The 18,636-nt window shown below is 49.4% G+C and carries 17 protein-coding genes; 6 read left to right on the forward strand and 11 right to left on the reverse strand.

All coding sequences use genetic code 11. The features are described from left to right. Position 1: 1 nt before the first annotated feature. Positions 2-1,885, forward strand: coding sequence for a 1-deoxy-D-xylulose-5-phosphate synthase (gene dxs / locus AC6R1A_RS09900; RefSeq protein WP_500633870.1), 1,884 nt, complete (start codon positions 2-4; stop codon positions 1,883-1,885). A 108-nt stretch (positions 1,886-1,993) separates the two neighbouring features. Here the strand turns inward: dxs and truC are convergent, their stop codons facing one another. After that, positions 1,994-2,728, reverse strand: coding sequence for a tRNA pseudouridine(65) synthase TruC (gene truC, locus AC6R1A_RS09905; protein ID WP_500633871.1), 735 nt, complete (start codon positions 2,726-2,728; stop codon positions 1,994-1,996). Next, complete coding sequence (locus AC6R1A_RS09910) at positions 2,725-3,039, reverse strand: YqcC family protein (RefSeq protein ID WP_500633872.1); 315 nt, start codon at positions 3,037-3,039, stop codon at positions 2,725-2,727. Before AC6R1A_RS09910 ends, truC begins: the two co-directional genes overlap by 4 nt. 76 nt (positions 3,040-3,115) lie before the next feature. Here AC6R1A_RS09910 and AC6R1A_RS09915 point away from each other — a divergent pair, with 76 nt between their 5' ends. The 3 genes from AC6R1A_RS09915 (at position 3,116) to AC6R1A_RS09925 (ending at position 5,484) form a co-directional block, all read left to right on the forward strand. Continuing rightward, positions 3,116-4,159 (forward strand): DUF3549 family protein, encoded by a 1,044-nt coding sequence (locus AC6R1A_RS09915; RefSeq protein ID WP_500633873.1) that lies wholly within the window; start codon positions 3,116-3,118, stop codon positions 4,157-4,159. A 12-nt stretch (positions 4,160-4,171) separates the two neighbouring features. Continuing rightward, a complete protein-coding gene (locus AC6R1A_RS09920) occupies positions 4,172-4,471 on the forward strand; it encodes a DUF3301 domain-containing protein (RefSeq protein WP_500628853.1) in 300 nt (99 codons plus the stop codon). 731 nt (positions 4,472-5,202) lie between these two features. Then, entirely contained in the window at positions 5,203-5,484 is a 282-nt protein-coding gene (locus AC6R1A_RS09925) for a hypothetical protein (protein WP_500633874.1), read from the forward strand. A gap of 82 nt (positions 5,485-5,566) precedes the next feature. Here the strand turns inward: AC6R1A_RS09925 and sucD are convergent, their stop codons facing one another. From sucD to sdhC, 8 genes are all read right to left on the reverse strand, one after another. Then, positions 5,567-6,439 carry a succinate--CoA ligase subunit alpha gene (gene sucD, locus AC6R1A_RS09930; RefSeq protein WP_334555206.1) on the reverse strand — a complete coding sequence of 291 codons (873 nt, stop codon included), beginning with the start codon at positions 6,437-6,439 and terminating at the stop codon, positions 5,567-5,569. Further along, positions 6,439-7,605, reverse strand: coding sequence for an ADP-forming succinate--CoA ligase subunit beta (gene sucC, locus AC6R1A_RS09935; RefSeq protein WP_334555205.1), 1,167 nt, complete (start codon positions 7,603-7,605; stop codon positions 6,439-6,441). The genes sucD and sucC overlap by 1 nt, the downstream gene beginning before the upstream one ends. A 206-nt stretch (positions 7,606-7,811) precedes the next feature. Beyond that, positions 7,812-9,020: a 2-oxoglutarate dehydrogenase complex dihydrolipoyllysine-residue succinyltransferase gene (gene odhB / locus AC6R1A_RS09940; protein ID WP_334555204.1), complete on the reverse strand. Its 1,209-nt coding sequence runs from the start codon at positions 9,018-9,020 to the stop codon at positions 7,812-7,814. Positions 9,021-9,048: 28 nt separating this feature from the next. Beyond that, complete coding sequence (gene sucA, locus AC6R1A_RS09945) at positions 9,049-11,874, reverse strand: 2-oxoglutarate dehydrogenase E1 component (protein ID WP_500633875.1); 2,826 nt, start codon at positions 11,872-11,874, stop codon at positions 9,049-9,051. 96 nt (positions 11,875-11,970) lie between these two features. Then, entirely contained in the window at positions 11,971-12,681 is a 711-nt protein-coding gene (locus tag AC6R1A_RS09950; protein WP_334555202.1) for a succinate dehydrogenase iron-sulfur subunit, read from the reverse strand. A 14-nt stretch (positions 12,682-12,695) separates the two neighbouring features. After that, positions 12,696-14,462 (reverse strand): succinate dehydrogenase flavoprotein subunit, encoded by a 1,767-nt coding sequence (gene sdhA, locus AC6R1A_RS09955; protein WP_334555201.1) that lies wholly within the window; start codon positions 14,460-14,462, stop codon positions 12,696-12,698. Continuing rightward, positions 14,463-14,807, reverse strand: a complete 345-nt coding sequence (gene sdhD, locus AC6R1A_RS09960) for a succinate dehydrogenase, hydrophobic membrane anchor protein (protein ID WP_334555200.1) — start codon at positions 14,805-14,807, stop codon at positions 14,463-14,465. It abuts the gene before it with no gap. Next, positions 14,801-15,193, reverse strand: a complete 393-nt coding sequence (gene sdhC / locus AC6R1A_RS09965) for a succinate dehydrogenase cytochrome b556 subunit (RefSeq protein WP_500633876.1) — start codon at positions 15,191-15,193, stop codon at positions 14,801-14,803. The genes sdhD and sdhC overlap by 7 nt, the downstream gene beginning before the upstream one ends. Before the next feature lie 394 nt (positions 15,194-15,587). On the opposite strand from sdhC, the gene AC6R1A_RS09970 reads away from it, so the two are divergent. Next, a complete protein-coding gene (locus AC6R1A_RS09970; protein WP_500630659.1) occupies positions 15,588-16,877 on the forward strand; it encodes a citrate synthase in 1,290 nt (429 codons plus the stop codon). Between the two features lie 71 nt (positions 16,878-16,948). On the opposite strand, the gene AC6R1A_RS09975 is transcribed toward AC6R1A_RS09970, so the two are convergent. Continuing rightward, positions 16,949-17,707, reverse strand: coding sequence for a Nif3-like dinuclear metal center hexameric protein (locus tag AC6R1A_RS09975; RefSeq protein WP_487903179.1), 759 nt, complete (start codon positions 17,705-17,707; stop codon positions 16,949-16,951). 85 nt (positions 17,708-17,792) lie between these two features. Here AC6R1A_RS09975 and AC6R1A_RS09980 point away from each other — a divergent pair, with 85 nt between their 5' ends. Beyond that, positions 17,793-18,542: a DUF1853 family protein gene (locus tag AC6R1A_RS09980; protein WP_500633877.1), complete on the forward strand. Its 750-nt coding sequence runs from the start codon at positions 17,793-17,795 to the stop codon at positions 18,540-18,542. The last annotated feature ends 94 nt before the right edge of the window (positions 18,543-18,636 follow it).

The following is an 18,636-nucleotide window of genomic DNA, read 5'->3' on the forward strand; positions in this document are numbered from 1 at the left end:
TATGACTCTTGATATTTCAAAGTATCCGACACTTGCACTGGCTGACACGCCGCAGGAGCTACGCTCGCTGCCGAAAGATGTGCTGCCAGCGTTGTGTGACGAGCTACGCACCTACTTACTCAACTCGGTGAGCCAATCGAGTGGTCACCTTGCCTCCGGCCTTGGTACGGTGGAACTCACGGTCGCTTTACACTATGTCTACAATACGCCATTTGACAAGTTGATTTGGGACGTGGGTCATCAAGCTTACCCGCACAAGATTCTGACGGGTCGCCGTGAGCAAATGCCAACTATTCGTCAAAAAGACGGTCTGCACCCCTTTCCTTGGCGTGAAGAGAGTGAGTATGACACCCTCTCTGTCGGACACTCATCCACATCGATCAGTGCTGCGCTCGGCATGGCGATCAGCGCTGGGCGTGAAGGGAAAGATCGTAAAGTCGTTAGTGTAATTGGTGATGGTGCCATCACCGCAGGTATGGCGTTTGAAGCTATGAACCACGCCGGTGACGTTCACCCTGACATGCTGGTGATCCTCAACGACAATGAAATGTCCATTTCAGAAAACGTTGGTGCACTTAACAACCATCTTGCGCAAGTGTTGTCTGGCAGCTTGTACACCTCGATTCGTGAGGGGGGCAAAAAAGTCCTCTCTGGCGTGCCGCCGATTAAAGAACTGGTTCGTCGTACCGAAGAGCATCTAAAAGGCATGGTGGTACCAGGGACTCTGTTTGAAGAGCTGGGCTTTAACTACATTGGTCCTGTTGACGGCCATGACGTTAATGAACTAGTGAAAACGCTGAAAAACATGCGTGAACTCAGTGGGCCGCAGTTTTTGCATATCATGACCAAAAAAGGCAAAGGTTATGAACCCGCAGAAAAAGATCCCATCGGTTATCACGGTGTGCCTAAATTTGATCCAAGCCACAGCTCGCTGCCAAAAAGCAGCGGCGGTAAGCCGACATTCTCAAAAATCTTCGGTGACTTCCTGTGTGACATGGCGGCCATCGACCCGAAATTGATGGCCATCACGCCAGCCATGCGCGAAGGCTCTGGTATGGTGCGCTTCTCTAAAGAGTTCCCCAAACAGTATTTCGACGTTGCGATCGCAGAGCAACACGCTGTGACCTTAGCAACGGGCATGGCGATTGCGGGCAATCACCCTATCGTCGCGATCTACTCGACCTTCTTGCAGCGCGGTTACGATCAACTGATTCATGACGTCGCGATCATGGATTTGCCCGTCATGTTTGCCATCGATCGCGCTGGTCTGGTGGGCGCTGACGGTCAGACCCACCAAGGGGCGTTTGACTTAAGCTTTATGCGTTGCATTCCGAATATGGTCATCATGGCGCCGAGTGATGAGAATGAATGCCGACAAATGCTTTACACCGGCCATCAGCATCAAGGTCCTAGTGCCGTTCGTTATCCGAGAGGCAGCGGCATGGGCGTTGAGATTGAAACCGAGTTCACGGCACTGGAGATCGGTAAAGGGCGAGTGGTTCGTCAATCTCGCCACTCTCAAGAGGGCCCGAGTGTCGCTATCTTGAGTTTTGGTACCTTCCTTGCGAACGCACTCGAGGCGGCTGAGGGCCTAGATGCCACAGTTTCTGACATGCGCTTTGTTAAACCGCTTGATGAAGCTCTGATTCGTGAACTGGCAGCGCAACACGATGTGCTGGTTACCATTGAAGAAAACGCGATTGCCGGCGGCGCAGGTGCAGGCGTGATTGAGTTCATGATGAAGAATAAGCTACTCAAACCTGTGCTTAACCTGGGTTTACCGGATGAGTTTATTGCTCAAGGTACACAAGAAGAGTTGCATCAAGAGCTTGGCCTAGATGCAAAGGGCATAGAGCGCGCGATTCGCGATTATCTTGCTTGCTAAGCGCGTACTTTACCATTTCACGCACTTGCCCTAACAATTCAAGCCATAACAATTCAAGTCATAAAAAGAGCGCAGACCCAGTCTGCGCTCTTTGCGTTTGTGTTCTCATCAATCCGTTAAGCGTTCGAGCGGCCAAGACATCGACGCCATGATCCTCAGCCAACACTCATCGACTGGCGCAACGATGGTGATGGGCTCTTGGGTATAAGGATGAACAAAACTCAACCGCGAGGCATGCAGCATCAACCTGTGTGCATCAAAGACGTCACGAAACAATCGATTATGCTTACCATCACCATGTGTAGTATCACCGACGATAGGGTGCCTCAGGTGGGCCATATGGCGTCTAAGCTGGTGCTTGCGACCGGTAAGAGGCTTTAACTCCATTAACGCGTAGCGAGACGTAGGGAACAGTCCTGTGGAATAAGGCACCTCCGCTGTTGCCAGTGGACGATAATCGGTAATGGCCTCTTGCGCTTCCTTTTCTTGGCTCGCGAACTTGTCGGCGATTTTATCCAACTCTAACTTAAGCGCGTAGTCGAGGCGAGCCGCCTCATGAATCCAACCGCGCACAACGGCATGGTACGTTTTCTCCATTTGATGTTCAGCGAACATCGGCATCGCCTCTGCTGCCACTTCACTGGACAACGCAAACATCAGCACGCCCGATGTTGGTCTATCTAAGCGATGAAGAGGAAATACATGCTGACCAATTTGATCGCGAAGCGTCTGCATCACAAATTGCGTTTCGTGCTTATCCAACCAGCTGCGGTGTACCAACATACCCGCAGGCTTATTGACCGCGACAAAATACGCATCTTGGTAAAGAATCTCTAGCGTCATTGACACACCTCATCCACCTGTCTTATCAGTTCAAGCAACGGCTGATAGTCGCTGTTTGACTGCCAACACTGCTCAAAATAGGGCGCGATAGCAAAACCGCTCGGAAGAGGCTCACCGTTCTCGATCATTGCGGTCATTTTGTCGACAAAGATCCATTGAAGCCAAGCTTCAGGAGCAAGCTTATCCATCGCAAAGGGCTGTGCGATCACAAGTTGTGACTCATCAGGTCGAGTATGTTGCCAAAGTTGTAATGCTTGCAGTTGCGCTTGAATAGACGCAAACAAGGTGAGCAATTGTTGTTGCTGTGTCATAAACCTAAACGTGAAACCTTGAAATTAATGATAAGAGTACCATTTATAGAGGAAAGAAAGTTAGGACAATTCATCGATGGATACCATTCACTCACTCACTGACCTGCTGAAAAACAGCCATTGCGACTACCGTGTCTTCGATTTAGGCCGTCGCATCAGCGTCATTGATGCTCAGACATTTTCTGATGTGGAACAAGGACAGAAACCCTACCCTTACCCACTTCAACGTAAAGCACACCTCGCGATCGCCTATTGGAATGAACACAAGCAACCTTGGATTTGGTTTTTAAAATTCGAGTTGGATGAGCGCGGCTTGTTTCAACAATCGGACATTGGCCAATTTATTAAATACGTCATCGAGGCGATGGGCTCACGCTTAAATCAAGAGATGAGTGAGGAGCAGCAACAGAAGCTATCCAACAACCCCTATACGTTCAAACCCAGCGATGACAAAATGGCGGTTTTCCATAGTCAAATTCGTGCCGAGCTCGACCTTCCTTGTAGTCAGTACTATGAACACGCGCAACACTATTTCTCAGGTGGATTAGGCTTTGAACAATGGCAGACTGTCGGGCTTCAAGGCATCAGTGATATGTGCGCACGTCTAGGACGTGACCAAAATGGCGTGCATATACGTAAGTCCCTCACATCGCTGCCTAGCCAGCCCCTGTATGCTCTGCTTGGGGTGCTCGAACATACGTCACCACTACCAAGCAAATTAGCCGAGCGACTCAGTGAAATGGCGCACAAGGAGATGGAGGCCAAAACGCCGGATCTGTTTTTGCTCTCCGCACTGACTCGTGCGTTATCGGGCAGTCACCATCAACTGAGTCACCGCTTGGTTAAAACCCTCTTAGCCTCTCCGCGGCTCAGTCATCAAGAAGTGCTCATCGCTATTGCTGGCCGCTGCTGGCACTGGCTGTCAGATCAAGACATCGCAGAGCAGTTCTTGCTGCGACTGGCGCAAACTGGTAATCAAACACTCTTTAATCAGCTGTTTGCCGATCTGGTGATGCTGCCTGAGCTGCGTATGGTCCTGCTGCCGTTGCTCCACACCAGCCCCTCCCCTGAGTTGGCTCAAGCGCTGCTGAACCTTCAGAAAGCGACCAAAGCCGAGTAGAAAAGAGGGCGTATGATTGACAACTTGCTGGCCATCCTGGCACTGAGCTTTGGCTGTTTTATTTTTTGGCAACATCGTCGTCAGGCCGAGATCGCCAAAGCAATCGCCATACGTAAGTGCGACCAATTAGGCTTACAGCTCTTAAGTGTGGCGCTAGATGGACACAAACTAAAAACGCCACAAGGTCAGTGGCGTTGGCATACGATTTACCTGTTTGAATTTTCGTCGCTTGGTGACGACTGTTATCAAGGAACGATCACCATGCAAGGGTTTCACCTGCGTGATATCTGGTTAGAGCCACATCGCCTGTAGGCGCACAAAGGATTAAACACGCAGGGCCGCTAGACTAACGTCCGTAGGCAAAAGCATCGATAGGAAAAAGCATGGAATAAGAAAAGCCCCGATACTTGCGTATCGGGGCTATAGTCTTACTCGCAGCAGTCCGGCTACAAAAGGTGCTCCATGCATCTTCCTTAATAGTGACTGTGATCCGTCAGTCTCTTCCTACTTCGCCATCCTAGCGGTGTCCTGTTTGTCCTTTGTGCTAACCTTCCCCGTTAGCGCTCATCACTTGTTCCGTGAGCGGTGTCCTTGGCATCTTCCTGATGCTGTCCTGCCTCATCCTAGAGGGGTCCATTTCGTTCCTTGATCGCTAATGTCCTATCAGCGAAACCGTGTCCGTACGGCTATCCTAGCATCCTGCGCGATTGTCCATCCTGGCCAATCTCTCTTCATCCTGAAGAGTGCAATCCGTGCTGTTTCCTGTTCCGTGTCAGCATCCTTCCGACAGGGATTAATTTACGTGATTGACGATTTTGGACAAGTCTGATGATCATTTCTTTTATGTTTACAACTCATAAACAACACAAATAATCAAATACTATCAAACAGTTATATTTCACTATTGATATAAGAGCTAGCAAAATGACGAATTTTTCTCACACTCTTTGTGCGATATCTCGCACACGCAATTACCAAATTTTCTATTCGTTTTCTTCATCGTCGACGAGTATCATGTGATCGATTACACACAAGGAGTCACTATGCTTACTCAGGATGTTAGCCAAGAGCTCAAACAAGTATTAGAACAACTCAGCCAAGAAGGCAAAGAGCCGACGGTTGCCTTGGTCAAAGCCCGGCTTTCTACTCCCATTCCCATGCCAGCGCTGATCACAACGATTAAAAGCTGGAAATCGTCACAGCGCGTACCAAAAGTTGAAGTCGCGGCAAAGCCGCCGCTTGAAGAAGATCGCGTTGCTCAACTTGAGCAGCAAGTACGCGAGCTCACCGCCCGATTAGAGGCCATTGAAGCGAAGCTAGGCTAATAATCCAACGAGCCCGACAAATAAAAAGGCTTGGCATTTCACTGCCAAGCCTTTGTTTGTATACGTTAGCGTAATGCTAAGATTACCAGCCCGTCACTTCGCGGAGACCTTTACCGATCTCAGCCAGTGATTTCACCGTCTTAACACCTGCCGCTTCAAGTGCAGCAAATTTATCTTCCGCTGTTCCTTTACCACCTGAAATGATCGCACCCGCGTGGCCCATACGTTTGCCAGGAGGCGCAGTGACACCCGCGATGTAAGAAACAACTGGCTTAGTGACATTTTCTTTGATGTACGCCGCCGCTTCTTCTTCCGCAGTACCGCCGATCTCACCGATCATTACAATCGCTTCCGTTTCAGGGTCTTCTTGGAACAATTTCAGGATATCAATGAAGTTTGAACCTGGAATTGGGTCGCCGCCGATACCCACACATGTTGACTGACCAAAGCCTTCGTCTGTCGTCTGCTTAACCGCTTCGTAAGTAAGCGTGCCAGAACGAGACACAATACCGACTTTACCCTTCTTATGAATGTGACCCGGCATGATACCGATCTTGCATTCGTCAGGAGTAATAACGCCTGGACAGTTTGGACCAATCATGCGAACGCCGGTTTCTTCCAACTTCACTTTCACGTCGATCATGTCCGTGGTTGGGATGCCTTCGGTAATGGTAACGATAAGCTCAATACCCGCGTCGATCGCTTCTAAGATCGCGTCTTTACAGAACGGTGCTGGTACATAAATCACAGTGGCTGTTGCGCCTGTCGCCTCAACCGCTTCACGTACGGTATTGAATACCGGTAGGCCGAGGTGAGTTTGGCCACCTTTGCCCGGAGAAACGCCACCGACCATTTGCGTGCCGTAAGCAATCGCTTGTTCAGAGTGGAAAGTGCCTTGACCGCCGGTGAAACCCTGACAAATTACTTTGGTGTCTTTGTTAATTAGTACAGACATTATTTGCCCTCCGCAGCAGCAACAACTTTCTGAGCTGCGTCGGTGAGCGACTCAGCTGCAATGATATCAACATCAGAATTCGCAAGCACTTCACGACCGAGATCGGCGTTTGTACCTTCTAAACGAACCACAACCGGTACGTTTACACCTACTTCTTTAACCGCACCGATGATGCCCTCTGCGATCATGTCACAGCGCACGATACCACCAAAGATGTTGACGAGTACGGCTTTAACATTGTCATCAGATAAGATGATCTTAAAGGCTTCAGCAACACGCTCTTTCGTCGCGCCGCCACCCACATCTAGGAAGTTTGCAGGCTTGCCACCATGTAGGTTAACGATATCCATCGTACCCATCGCTAGGCCAGCACCATTGACCATACAGCCAACGTTACCATCAAGTGCAACGTAGTTAAGCTCCCACTGAGCAGCGTGTGCTTCACGCTCATCTTCTTGTGAAGGATCGTGCATTTCACGCAGTTTAGGCTGACGGTAAAGTGCGTTGGAGTCGATGTTAATCTTACCGTCTAAGCAAAGCAGGCTGCCTTCACCGGTAATCACCAACGGGTTGATCTCAAGCAGAGCAAGATCATATTGAGAGAACATAGTGCCAAGACCCATAAAGATCTTCACAAATTGTTTAATTTGGTCACCTTCAAGGCCAAGTTTGAAGGCAAGTTCACGACCTTGATAAGCTTGAGGGCCAACCAATGGGTCAATCGCCGCTTTGTGGATCAGTTCTGGCGTTTCTTCTGCCACTTTCTCGATTTCCACACCGCCTTCGGTTGAGGCCATGAATACGATTTTACGACTTGCACGGTCGACGACTGCACCAAGGTAGAGTTCATTGGCGATGTTAGACGCTTCTTCCACCAGAATCTTAGTAACCGGTTGGCCATTCGCATCAGTTTGGTAAGTCACTAGGTTCTTACCTAGCCACTTTTGCGCAAACTCTTTTACGCCGTCTTTGGTTTCGTGCAGTTCTACACCGCCCGCTTTACCACGTCCACCCGCGTGAACCTGACATTTGACTACTTTCTTGGTTGTCGAAATTCGACCGGCTGCTTCGTACGCTTCTTGAGGCGTGCTGCACGCGTAACCTTTAGGTACAGGCAAACCGAATTCTGCAAACAGCTGTTTGGCTTGATATTCATGCAAATTCATTTTGATATTCCGTTTATGTTCCCTTAAGGGATTATTATTTCCATAACGTCGCAGCGAACTGCATTACGTCTGTAGGGTCTTCTCAAATCAACCGCATATCTCGTTACCGACACTGCGATTCAAATGATGGCCAGACAGTTGAGCGAGTCTAGCCTTTGAAACTTTAGACGTCTAGCTATCTAAGACAGCTAGACGTTTCAGCGATATTAAACGTCTAATAACAGACGTGCTGGATCTTCCAGTAGCTCTTTGATGGTCACTAGGAAGCCAACGGATTCACGGCCGTCAATCAGACGGTGGTCGTATGAAAGCGCGAGATACATCATCGGCAAGATCTCGACTTTGCCATCCACCGCCATTGGACGATCTTGAATTTTATGCATACCCAAGATTGCTGACTGAGGTGGGTTGATGATTGGCGTTGACATCAATGACCCAAATACACCACCGTTAGTGATAGTGAAGTTACCGCCCATCAATTCGTCGACCGTCAACTTGCCATCACGACCTTTAATCGCAAGCTCTTTGATGCCTTTCTCGATATCGGCAAAGCCTAGGGTGTCACAGTCTTTCAATACTGGTGTCACTAGGCCACGTGGCGTCGATACCGCCATGCTGATGTCGAAGTAGTTGTGGTAAACGATATCGTCACCATCGATTGACGCGTTCACTTCTGGGAAACGCTTCAACGCTTCCGTCACCGCTTTAACGTAGAAAGACATAAAGCCAAGGCGAGTGCCGTGGCGCTCTTCGAACTGATCTTTGTACTGTTTACGCAGGTCCATGATAGGTTTCATGTTCACTTCGTTAAACGTTGTCAGCATCGCGGTGTTGTTCTTCGCTTCCAGTAGACGGTTAGCCACTGTCTTACGAAGACGCGTCATAGGCACACGTTTTTGGCTACGTGCCGCTGCTGGCGCTTCAACGGCTGCAGGCGCTGCCGCTTGAGGTGCTGCTTTCGCGTTCGCAAGGTGCGCTTCAACATCTTCACGCGTGATGCGACCACCTACTCCCGTGCCTTTGACTTGACTCGCTTCAAGGCCATGCTCACCGAGTAGGCGACGCACTGCTGGGCTAAGTGCATCGTTGCTTTCTTCGCTCAATGATGCCTTGTGACGCTTGTCTGGTGACGCTTCTGACGCTTCTGTTGTGTCAGTCGTTGGCTCGCCGGCGACCGCACCTGGCTTAAGTTTGGCAAGGAGCTGCTTCGAGAGCACGGTTGCGCCTTCGACTTCAATAATGGCTTCGAGTACACCCGCTTCTGGCGCTGGGACTTCTAGAACCACTTTGTCCGTTTCAATATCCACCAACACCTCGTCACGCTCTACAACGTCACCAGGTTGTTTGTGCCACGTCGCGACCGTAGCGTCAGCAACAGATTCAGGTAAATCTGGAACCAGAATTTCAATTGTCATATCGGTTTCTTCCTTTAACTTCTAGTTCTTAATCCGAAGTTTTTGTATTCACGTTTAGCGCGTCTTCAACTAGCGCCTTTTGCTGTTTCAAGTGTACTGACATATAGCCGACCGCAGGAGATGCTGACGCAGGACGGCCCGCGTATTTAAGATCTGCGCCTTTCGGAATAGCAGCACGGAAGTTGTGTTGACTGCAGTACCAAGCCCCTTGGTTTTGTGGCTCTTCCTGACACCAGACAAAATCTTCCACGTTGGTGTATTGTTCGATAGCGGCTTTCACCTCTTCCAGCGGGAATGGGTAAAGCTGTTCGATGCGAACAATCGCGACGTCGTCTTGTTCATTGCTACGACGCTGCTCAAGTAGGTCAAAGTAGACCTTACCGGAACAGAACACGACACGTTTCACTTTGGCTGGCTCTAAGTTGTCGATTTCGCCAATTGCCGCTTGGAATGTGCCATCGGCCAATTCATCCATAGTAGACGTACACAAAGGATGACGCAGCAACGACTTTGGAGACATCACAATCAGAGGACGACGCATCGGGCGAACCACTTGACGGCGAATCATGTGGTATACCTGAGCTGGCGTAGACGGCACTACCACTTGCATGTTTTGCTCTGCACATAGCTGTAGATAACGTTCTAGGCGTGCAGAAGAGTGCTCTGGTCCTTGACCTTCATAGCCGTGCGGCAACAACATCGTCAAACCACACAAACGGGCCCACTTCTGTTCACCAGACGAGATAAACTGGTCAATCACGACCTGCGCGCCGTTGGCAAAGTCACCAAACTGCGCTTCCCATAGCGTCAGGCCGCCCGGCTCAGCGGTCGCATAGCCATATTCAAAGGCAAGCACGGCTTCTTCAGACAGCACCGAGTCAAATACCTGGAACGGGCCTTGTTTGTCGTGGATGTTAGACAGTGGCACATACGTGCTGGCGTCCGCTTGGTTGTGCAGTACTGCATGACGGTGGAAGAAGGTGCCGCGACCTGAATCCTGACCGGAGATACGAATACGCTTACCATCGTCAACCAAGGTGGCATAGGCTAAGGTTTCAGCCATACCCCAGTCGACCGCTTTCTCACCGCTTAACATAGCTTGACGATCGTTGTAGAGCTTATTCACTCGGCTCTGGAGCTTGTGGCTCTCTGGGTACTGACAAATACGTTTGCCTAGTTCAAGCAGACGCGCTTTATCAAAGGTATTGCTCCACGGCATATCCCACTCGTGGCCAAGGTATGGAGACCAATCCACTGAGTGCAGAGCCATCGGGCGCCACTCTTTGACCACAACTTCACCACGATCAAGTGCATCACGGTATTCGTTGACCAGTTGCGTGGCCACGTCGATACCGAAATCACCGCGCTCCATCAACACATCGGCGTAGAGCTTACGTGGTGTGGGGTGCTTCTTAATTTTTTGATACATCAGCGGCTGAGTCGCGTTCGGCTCGTCCGCTTCGTTGTGACCGTGACGACGGTAACAAACCAGGTCAATCACCACATCGCGTTTGAATTCGTTACGGTAGTCAAGGGCGATACGCGTCACAAACGCCACCGCTTCTGGGTCGTCTGCGTTGACATGGAAGATCGGTGCTTGGACCATCTTAGCGATGTCCGTACAGTACATGGTTGAGCGCGTATCTCTTGGGTTAGACGTCGTAAAGCCGACTTGGTTGTTCACCACGATACGAACCGTACCACCCACTTGGAAGCCGCGTGCTTGAGACATGTTGAACGTCTCTGCCACGACACCTTGACCGGCAATCGCTGAGTCACCGTGAATGGTGATTGGCAAAACAGTACTGCCGTCTTTATCACCTAAACGGTCTTGACGTGCACGTACTGAGCCCATGACAACTGGGTTGACGATTTCAAGGTGAGACGGGTTAAAAGCAAGCGCGAGGTGGACATCACTACCTGGGGTAGCGAAGTCAGCAGAGAAACCTTGATGGTATTTCACATCACCCGTTCCCCATGTTTCGTCGTGTTTGCCCGCGAATTCATCAAACAAATCTTGTGGCTTTTTACCGAGCACGTTGACCAACATGTTCAAACGGCCACGGTGCGCCATACCAATCACGACTTCACGCATACCGCTTGATCCTGCGTGACGAATCAGCTCTTTGGTCATAGGGATTAGGGCATCCCCACCTTCGAGTGAGAAACGCTTCGCGCCAGGGAACTTCGCGCCAAGGTAACGCTCTAGGCCTTCCGCTGCGGTAAGCTCGTCAAGGAATGTTCGCTTCTCGTCTTGGCTGAACGTCGGCTGGCCGACGACCGACTCGAGACGTTGTTGAATCCAACGCTTTTGCTCGGTGTCGGTCATGTGCATGTATTCAGCACCCACTGAACCACAGTAGATTTTTTTCAGCGAGGAGTAGATGTCTTTCAACGGCATGGTCTCTTGACCAATAGCAAATGAACCTACGTTGAAGGATTCTTCTAGATCGTCTTCTGTGAGAGAGTGGAAAGCAGGATCAAGCTCAGCCACAGGTGGGCGCTGCCATAATCCTAGGGGGTCTAATTGAGCCGCTTCGTGTCCACGAAAGCGGTAAGCATTAATTAACTGAAGTACTTTTACTTGTTTAGCGTCGACATCTGGATCACTAACTTGGACATTGTAATGCTTTGTTTCTTGAGCGAGTCGTCGGAAGTAGTCACGGACACGCGAATGTGGCTGTTCAACCACTTCGTTGTCAGGCTTAGGCAAGCCATCGAACACGCGTTTCCACTCCTCACTTACCAGATCGGGATCACTTAGATACAGTTCGTAGAGGTCCTCTACATACGTTGCATTGGCGCCAGCCAAGTGTGAAGACTCGAGCCATGCCTTCATCACGCCGTTGTGCATATTTTCCCTTAACCAGTAGTTTTCACGTTTGCTTCGGTCTGCGCCGAGCTAATAAGAGCCGGTCACGACATTATGACCGGCAATTTTTATTGTCCATTAAACCGAGCGGTTCACGAGCATGGTCTTAATGTGACCAATCGCTTTCGTCGGATTTAACCCTTTCGGACAAACACTTACACAGTTCATGATGCCGTGGCAACGGAAAACGCTAAATGCGTCATCAAGATTTGATAAGCGTTCATCTGTCGCCGTATCGCGGCTGTCAATCAGCCAACGGTAAGCGGCAAGTAGGCCCGCAGGGCCTATAAATTTGTCAGGATTCCACCAGAAAGACGGACAGGATGTCGTACAACATGCGCACATAATACATTCGTACAATCCATCCAAATGGGCACGTTCATCAGGAGATTGTAGGTTCTCTCTTGATGGGGGAAGTGCGCCGTCGTCAATCAAGAATGGCTTAACTTTCGCATAGTTATCATAGAACTGCGTCATGTCAACGATTAGATCACGCACGACAGGCAATCCCGGCAGTGGACGGATGACAATCTTGTCACCTTGCAATGCCGACAGCGGTGTAATACAGGCTAATCCGTTTTTACCATTCATGTTCAGACCGTCAGATCCACAGACACCTTCACGGCATGAACGGCGAAATGCAATCGTAGGATCTTGCTCTTTCAGAAGAATCAGAGCATCCAACACCATCATGTCAGAGCCTTCGTCGACCTCTAGAGTGTAGTCCTTCATATAAGGTTTGCTGTCTACATCTGGGTTGTAGCGGTACAAAGAGAAGTTTAGTTTCATGATTCAATCCTCCCTTAGTATGTACGTACTTTCGGCGGGAATGCTTCACGATGAACAGGTGTCATGTTGACATCACGCTTGGTCATCGCTTCGGTTTCCGGGTTATAAATTGAGTGACATAGCCAGTTGTTATCATCACGCTCAGGGAAGTCAAAACGGGCATGCGCTCCACGACTTTCCGTACGGTAGTTCGCTGCAACGGCAGTGGAGAACGCCGTTTCCATGAGGTTGTCTAGCTCTAAACACTCGATACGCTGGGTGTTGAACTCAGAAGATTTGTCCGCAAGGTGTGCGTCTTTTAAACGCTCACGAATGACTTTAAGCTCTTCGAGACCCGTTGCCATCGCGTCGCCTTCACGGAAGACAGAGAAGCTGTTTTGCATACACGTTTGCAAATCTTTGCGGATCTGAACTGGGTCTTCACCACCTTTACTGTTCTCCCAACGCATAGTGCGCGCCAGTGACGCTTCGATGTCAGACTCTGTCGCTGGGCGTGCTTCTGCTTGAGCCGCCAAAGTCTCGCCAAGGTGTAGACCCGTCGCTCGACCAAAGACCACCAAATCAAGCAGCGAGTTACCCCCGAGACGGTTAGCACCGTGCACAGATACAGAGGCAATTTCACCACAAGCAAACAGACCTTGAACTTCAACATCGCTGCCATCTGCCAGCTGTTTGATCGCTTGACCGGACACTTGAGTTGGTACGCCACCCATCATGTAATGACAGGTCGGGATAACAGGGATAGGCTCTTTAACCGGATCGACGTGAGCAAAGGTTCTAGAAAGCTCACAAATGCCTGGTAGACGCGATTCAAGCACATCTTTACCCAAGTGATCCAACTTGAGTTTGATGTGTGGACCCCATGGACCGTCACAACCGCGACCTTCACGAATCTCAATCATCATTGAGCGCGCGACCACGTCACGACCTGCTAAGTCTTTCGCATTCGGCGCATAGCGCTCCATAAAGCGCTCACCATCTTTATTAAGAAGATAACCACCTTCACCGCGACAACCTTCTGTAACCAGAACACCCGCGCCGGCAATACCAGTTGGGTGGAACTGCCACATTTCCATGTCTTGCATTGGCACACCAGCACGAAGCGCCATACCCACACCATCACCTGTGTTGATGTGTGCGTTAGTCGTTGAGGCATAAATACGCCCCGCACCACCTGTCGCAAGTACCGTAGCTTTAGATTTGAAGTAACAGATTTCACCCGTTTCCATGCAAATAGCGGTACAACCCATGATGGCGCCGTCTTGGTTTTTCACCAAATCAAGCGCGTACCACTCAGAGAAAATGGTGGTTTTGTGTTTGACGTTTTGCTGATACAGCGTGTGCAATAACGCGTGGCCCGTACGGTCAGCAGCAGCAGCAGTACGAGCGGCTTGTTCGCCACCAAACTCTTTCGACTGACCGCCGAAAGGACGTTGGTAAATGCTGCCATTGTCGAAACGAGAGAATGGCAGACCCATTTTCTCTAGTTCGATGACAGACTCTGGTCCGTTTTTACACATGTACTCAATGGCGTTTTGGTCGCCAATATAGTCCGACCCTTTAACGGTGTCGTACATGTGCCATTGCCAATCGTCTTTATGCGAGTTACCGAGCGCAACGGTAATACCGCCTTGCGCTGATACGGTATGAGAACGAGTTGGGAAGACTTTGGACAGCAAAGCACACGTCAGGCCTTGCTCTGAAATTTGCAGTGCAGCACGCATACCTGCACCACCAGCGCCGATTACTACGGCATCAAATTCACGAACTGGAATAGACACTTACGCACCCCACAATACAAATAGACCAGAGAAGAAATAACCCAATAGAATCGCGATCACACCCAACTGAAGCGCACCACGTAACTTGGCGCATTTGATGTAATCGGTCAGCACCTGCCACAAACCAATCCAACCGTGGATTAGGACAGACACGAGGGCGAGCATGGTGAATACTTTCGTAAACGTACCACCAAAGAACTGAGTCCAGGATATGTAAGAGATATCGGTGAAGGCACAAAAGCTCACCAGATAAATCGTATAGAGTGTCATGATGATGGCCGTAGCACGAATGAGTAAGAAATCGTGCACACCGTTACGACCAAAGGATGAGATGTGTTTTACCATACCATTACCCCCGCAAGTAGAGACAACACGGCTGTTGCTGCGAATGCAACCTTAGCGCTCATCGCGCCAGATTCCAGCTCTTCGAAATGACCCAAATCCATCAACAGGTGACGAATACCGCCTGCAATGTGATAGGCCAATGCCGTCAGAATGCCCCATAAGATGAACTTCACGAAGAAGCCATCGACGATGTCAGCGGCTTGCGCATAACCGACAGGGGATGATAAGGAAGTGTTTAATAACCAAAGTAAAATCCCGACCGCGACAAACGTAATCACACCAGAGACCCGGTGTAAAATCGATGCGATTGCTGTGATCGGAAAGCGAATGGTCTGCAAATCTAAATTAACAGGTCTTGACTTTCTTTCTTTCACGGGCTTGCTCACTCAGCTCCATTGAGCATTTATTGTTATGGATGAAATTTGGTTGCAAACCCACAAAAGCTAACATTTATTTAACACCCAACAGGTAATATACCCCAACTGAATTGTAAAATAATTGTTAACAACAAGATTCGAAACGTCACCTCACATTTGTTTCAGACCTTGAATTTATTAGGTTTACACCAAAATTTACAGCGTCACTATACGGCTCGCAACATTCTAATACAATTGATGTAACAATTTTTGCTACACAGAACAGATTTTTAACCTTACAGCTTCAAAAAATCAAAACAAGTGCACACATCAGAGTAGAAGAATTGACTTTAATACGGAAGACACGTACAAAAATGTCACACAAACATCCTGGATGGATTAATAATAAACAAAGGAGATTGTTATGGCAGATAAGAAAGCGACCCTTCATGTCGAAGGTCAAGCGCCGATCGAGCTGCCAATTATGGAAGGTGCCCTAGGTACTCCTGTAATTGACGTTCGTAAACTTGGAGCAAATGGATTCTTTACTTTTGACCCTGGTTTTCTTGCCACTGCATCTTGTGAATCTCAAATCACCTACATCGACGGCGGCAAGGGTATTCTTTTGCACCGCGGTTACCCCATTGATCAGCTCGCTAACAACGCTGATTATCTAGAAGTATGTTACATACTTCTTTATGGTGAAGCCCCAACACGTGAACAATATGAGCAATTCAAAAAGACAGTAACCCGTCATACGATGGTTCATGAGCAAATCGCTAGCTTCTTCCACGGCTTTAGACGTGATGCTCACCCAATGGCCGTCATGTGTGGTGTGGTCGGCGCTCTTGCCGCCTTCTACCACGACTCACTGGACATCAACAACGACGAACATCGCGAAATCACAGCGTATCGTCTACTTTCGAAAATGCCAACATTGGCGGCCATGTGCTACAAATACTCGATTGGCCAGCCATTCATTTATCCACGGAATGATCTCAGCTACGCAGAGAACTTCCTACACATGATGTTCGCAAACCCTTGTGAAGAGTACGAAGTGAACCCTGTTGTCGCCCGTGCGATGGATAAGATCTTTACTCTGCACGCTGACCACGAACAAAATGCGTCAACCTCAACAGTGCGTCTTGCTGGTTCTTCTGGCGCGAACCCGTTTGCTTGTATCGCGGCAGGTATCGCCTCATTATGGGGCCCTGCGCATGGTGGTGCGAATGAAGCCTGTTTGAAGATGCTCGAAGAAATCGGCAGCGTTGACAACATCCCAGAGTACATTGAACGCGCGAAAGACAAAGACGACCCATTCCGTCTGATGGGCTTTGGTCACCGTGTTTACAAAAACTACGACCCGCGTGCAACCGTGATGCGTGAAACTTGTCACGACGTACTTAAAGAACTCAACATTCAAGACCCATTGCTCGATGTCGCGATGGAGCTAGAACGTATTGCGCTATCCGATGAGTACTTCGTTTCGAAGAAACTGTACCCGAACGTCGATTTCTACTCAGGCATCATTCTTAAAGCGATTGGCATTCCTGTCTCGATGTTTACCGTTATCTTTGCGCTTTCTCGTACTATTGGTTGGATCGCACACTGGAACGAAATGCACAGCGACCCACTCAACCGTATCGGCCGACCACGTCAGCTCTACACTGGTGAAGTGCAACGCGACTTTCAGCCTATTCATGAACGTGAATAGCCTGTCATAAGAAACACAAAGGGTTGAGATCGTCTCAACCCTTTTTTGTTTTTTTGAGTATTCGCGCCCAGTTATACTGGATTATCGATGTCGATAAATTCAACCTCTAAGCCGTGCTGCGCGGCTAACCACTCCCCTAGAGCTTTCACCCCATATCGCTCAGTCGCATGGTGACCCGCGCTAAAATAGTGAATACCCCGCTCTCGCGCTGTGTACGTCGTTCGCTCTGAAATCTCACCAGAAATAAACGCATCCAGACCTTGGTTGGCAGCCAGCTCAATGAAATCCTGACCACCTCCGGTACACCAGCCAATGGTTTCAATCACACTGTCGCCGCTTTCAGGCAGAATATGCAGTGGCGGGCGATTGAGTGCTGCATCAATCTTGTGTGCTAACTCAGCGCCTGTCATAGGACGCCTTAAACGACCAAACATGGCGACGGATTGAGGGTGCCCTTCCAGTCCACCTTCTACATCGATATCCAGTAACTTGGCAAGCTCAGCGTTGTTACCAAGCTCCGGATGAATATCAAGAGGTAAGTGGTAACCGTACAAATTGATGTCATTTTTGATCAAGGTTCGAATGCGCTTTCCTTTCATCCCTCGAATGGGTTCTGGCTCACCTTTCCAAAAATAACCATGATGTACGAGTAGCGCCTGCGCACCTCGCTCGACCGCTTGCTCAATCAGGGCTTGCGATGCGGTGACGCCCGTCACGACCTTAGTGATCTCAGCTGCGCCTTCCACTTGTAAGCCATTCGGCGCGTAATCTTTGATTTGCTCTGGCGATAACTTTTGATTGAGGATTGCTTCGAGTTGTAAGTGATTCATGACCACATTCCACATTATCGGTTGTTTGCTCAGCGGCCAGTGTATGTCAAGCTAGTCCGCAGTGACAACCAAGCCCTAAAGAAAGATGACACAATTCACCCGATTCTATCAATGGCTGACCGCTACGCCGCCCTTGTTCGAGCTAACCCCGCCGTTTTGCTCACTCACGACCCTAAACCCCACCCCTTTGGACTCGCTGCCCTATACTGGCAACGCACGTTTGGGGTTCGTTTATCAATATTTGGTGACTCAAGCCTTAAACAACAGCAAGCGCTATGACGTCATGTTGGATGAATTGCAAATTCAAAGCCCAGAGGGAAGAACCTTGGGCGCGATTGATTTGATTGTTTATGACCACCAAACCTCTCAGCATCAGCACTGGGAGCTGGCCATTAAGTTTTACTTACTCCACAACGGCCGATGGTATGGGCCGAATGCACACGATCAACTGGATAAAAAACTCGACAGAATGCTCAATCACCAACTATTGATGAGCCAAACGGCGGCGTTTGTTGAGCAATACCCACAATATCAAACACTGGAGAGTAAGTTGTTACTTCAGGGCCGCCTCTACATCAATCCATTTCAGCCTGAGACCATTCCTAGCCACTGCCTAGGTTATGCGCTTAACCCAAGTCAAATCAGTGGCTACTGGTGCTATGCAAGCCAATGGGAACAGATCAATAAGCCACTGTTCTCTTTGGATAAGCATCAATGGGCGGTGGGCAACCGCGAGATGGGAGAGCCCGTGACGCTCGACTCAGAGCGATTTGTCCATGCACAAACGCAAGACGGAGAGTTTTGGTTTATTGTTCCTGATACTTGGCCAAACTGACGTCAAACGCAGAGTGACGATGGCTCTCACAACCCGACAGCAAGTCGCTAAGTGAAAGATAACGTGGAATATCATATGGCAGGTAATAAAGCAG

Source organism: Vibrio sp. R10-SG3-ISO3 (assembly GCF_059834225.1).

Bases quoted from the DNA above. Each gene is read 5' to 3' on its own strand.
- sucC (WP_334555205.1), bottom strand. From the start codon at position 7,605: ATGAATTTGCATGAATATCAAGCCAAACAGCTGTTTGCAGAATTCGGT.
- dxs (WP_500633870.1), top strand. From the start codon at position 2: ATGACTCTTGATATTTCAAAGTATCCGACACTTGCACTGGCTGACACG.
- odhB (WP_334555204.1), bottom strand. From the start codon at position 9,020: ATGACAATTGAAATTCTGGTTCCAGATTTACCTGAATCTGTTGCTGAC.
- AC6R1A_RS09970 (WP_500630659.1), top strand. From the start codon at position 15,588: ATGGCAGATAAGAAAGCGACCCTTCATGTCGAAGGTCAAGCGCCGATC.
- AC6R1A_RS09980 (WP_500633877.1), top strand. From the start codon at position 17,793: ATGACACAATTCACCCGATTCTATCAATGGCTGACCGCTACGCCGCCC.
- sucA (WP_500633875.1), bottom strand. From the start codon at position 11,874: ATGCACAACGGCGTGATGAAGGCATGGCTCGAGTCTTCACACTTGGCT.
- AC6R1A_RS09950 (WP_334555202.1), bottom strand. From the start codon at position 12,681: ATGAAACTAAACTTCTCTTTGTACCGCTACAACCCAGATGTAGACAGC.
- sucD (WP_334555206.1), bottom strand. From the start codon at position 6,439: ATGTCTGTACTAATTAACAAAGACACCAAAGTAATTTGTCAGGGTTTC.
- truC (WP_500633871.1), bottom strand. From the start codon at position 2,728: ATGACGCTAGAGATTCTTTACCAAGATGCGTATTTTGTCGCGGTCAAT.
- AC6R1A_RS09910 (WP_500633872.1), bottom strand. From the start codon at position 3,039: ATGACACAGCAACAACAATTGCTCACCTTGTTTGCGTCTATTCAAGCG.
- AC6R1A_RS09925 (WP_500633874.1), top strand. From the start codon at position 5,203: ATGCTTACTCAGGATGTTAGCCAAGAGCTCAAACAAGTATTAGAACAA.
- AC6R1A_RS09920 (WP_500628853.1), top strand. From the start codon at position 4,172: ATGATTGACAACTTGCTGGCCATCCTGGCACTGAGCTTTGGCTGTTTT.
- AC6R1A_RS09915 (WP_500633873.1), top strand. From the start codon at position 3,116: ATGGATACCATTCACTCACTCACTGACCTGCTGAAAAACAGCCATTGC.
- AC6R1A_RS09975 (WP_487903179.1), bottom strand. From the start codon at position 17,707: ATGAATCACTTACAACTCGAAGCAATCCTCAATCAAAAGTTATCGCCA.
- sdhD (WP_334555200.1), bottom strand. From the start codon at position 14,807: ATGGTAAAACACATCTCATCCTTTGGTCGTAACGGTGTGCACGATTTC.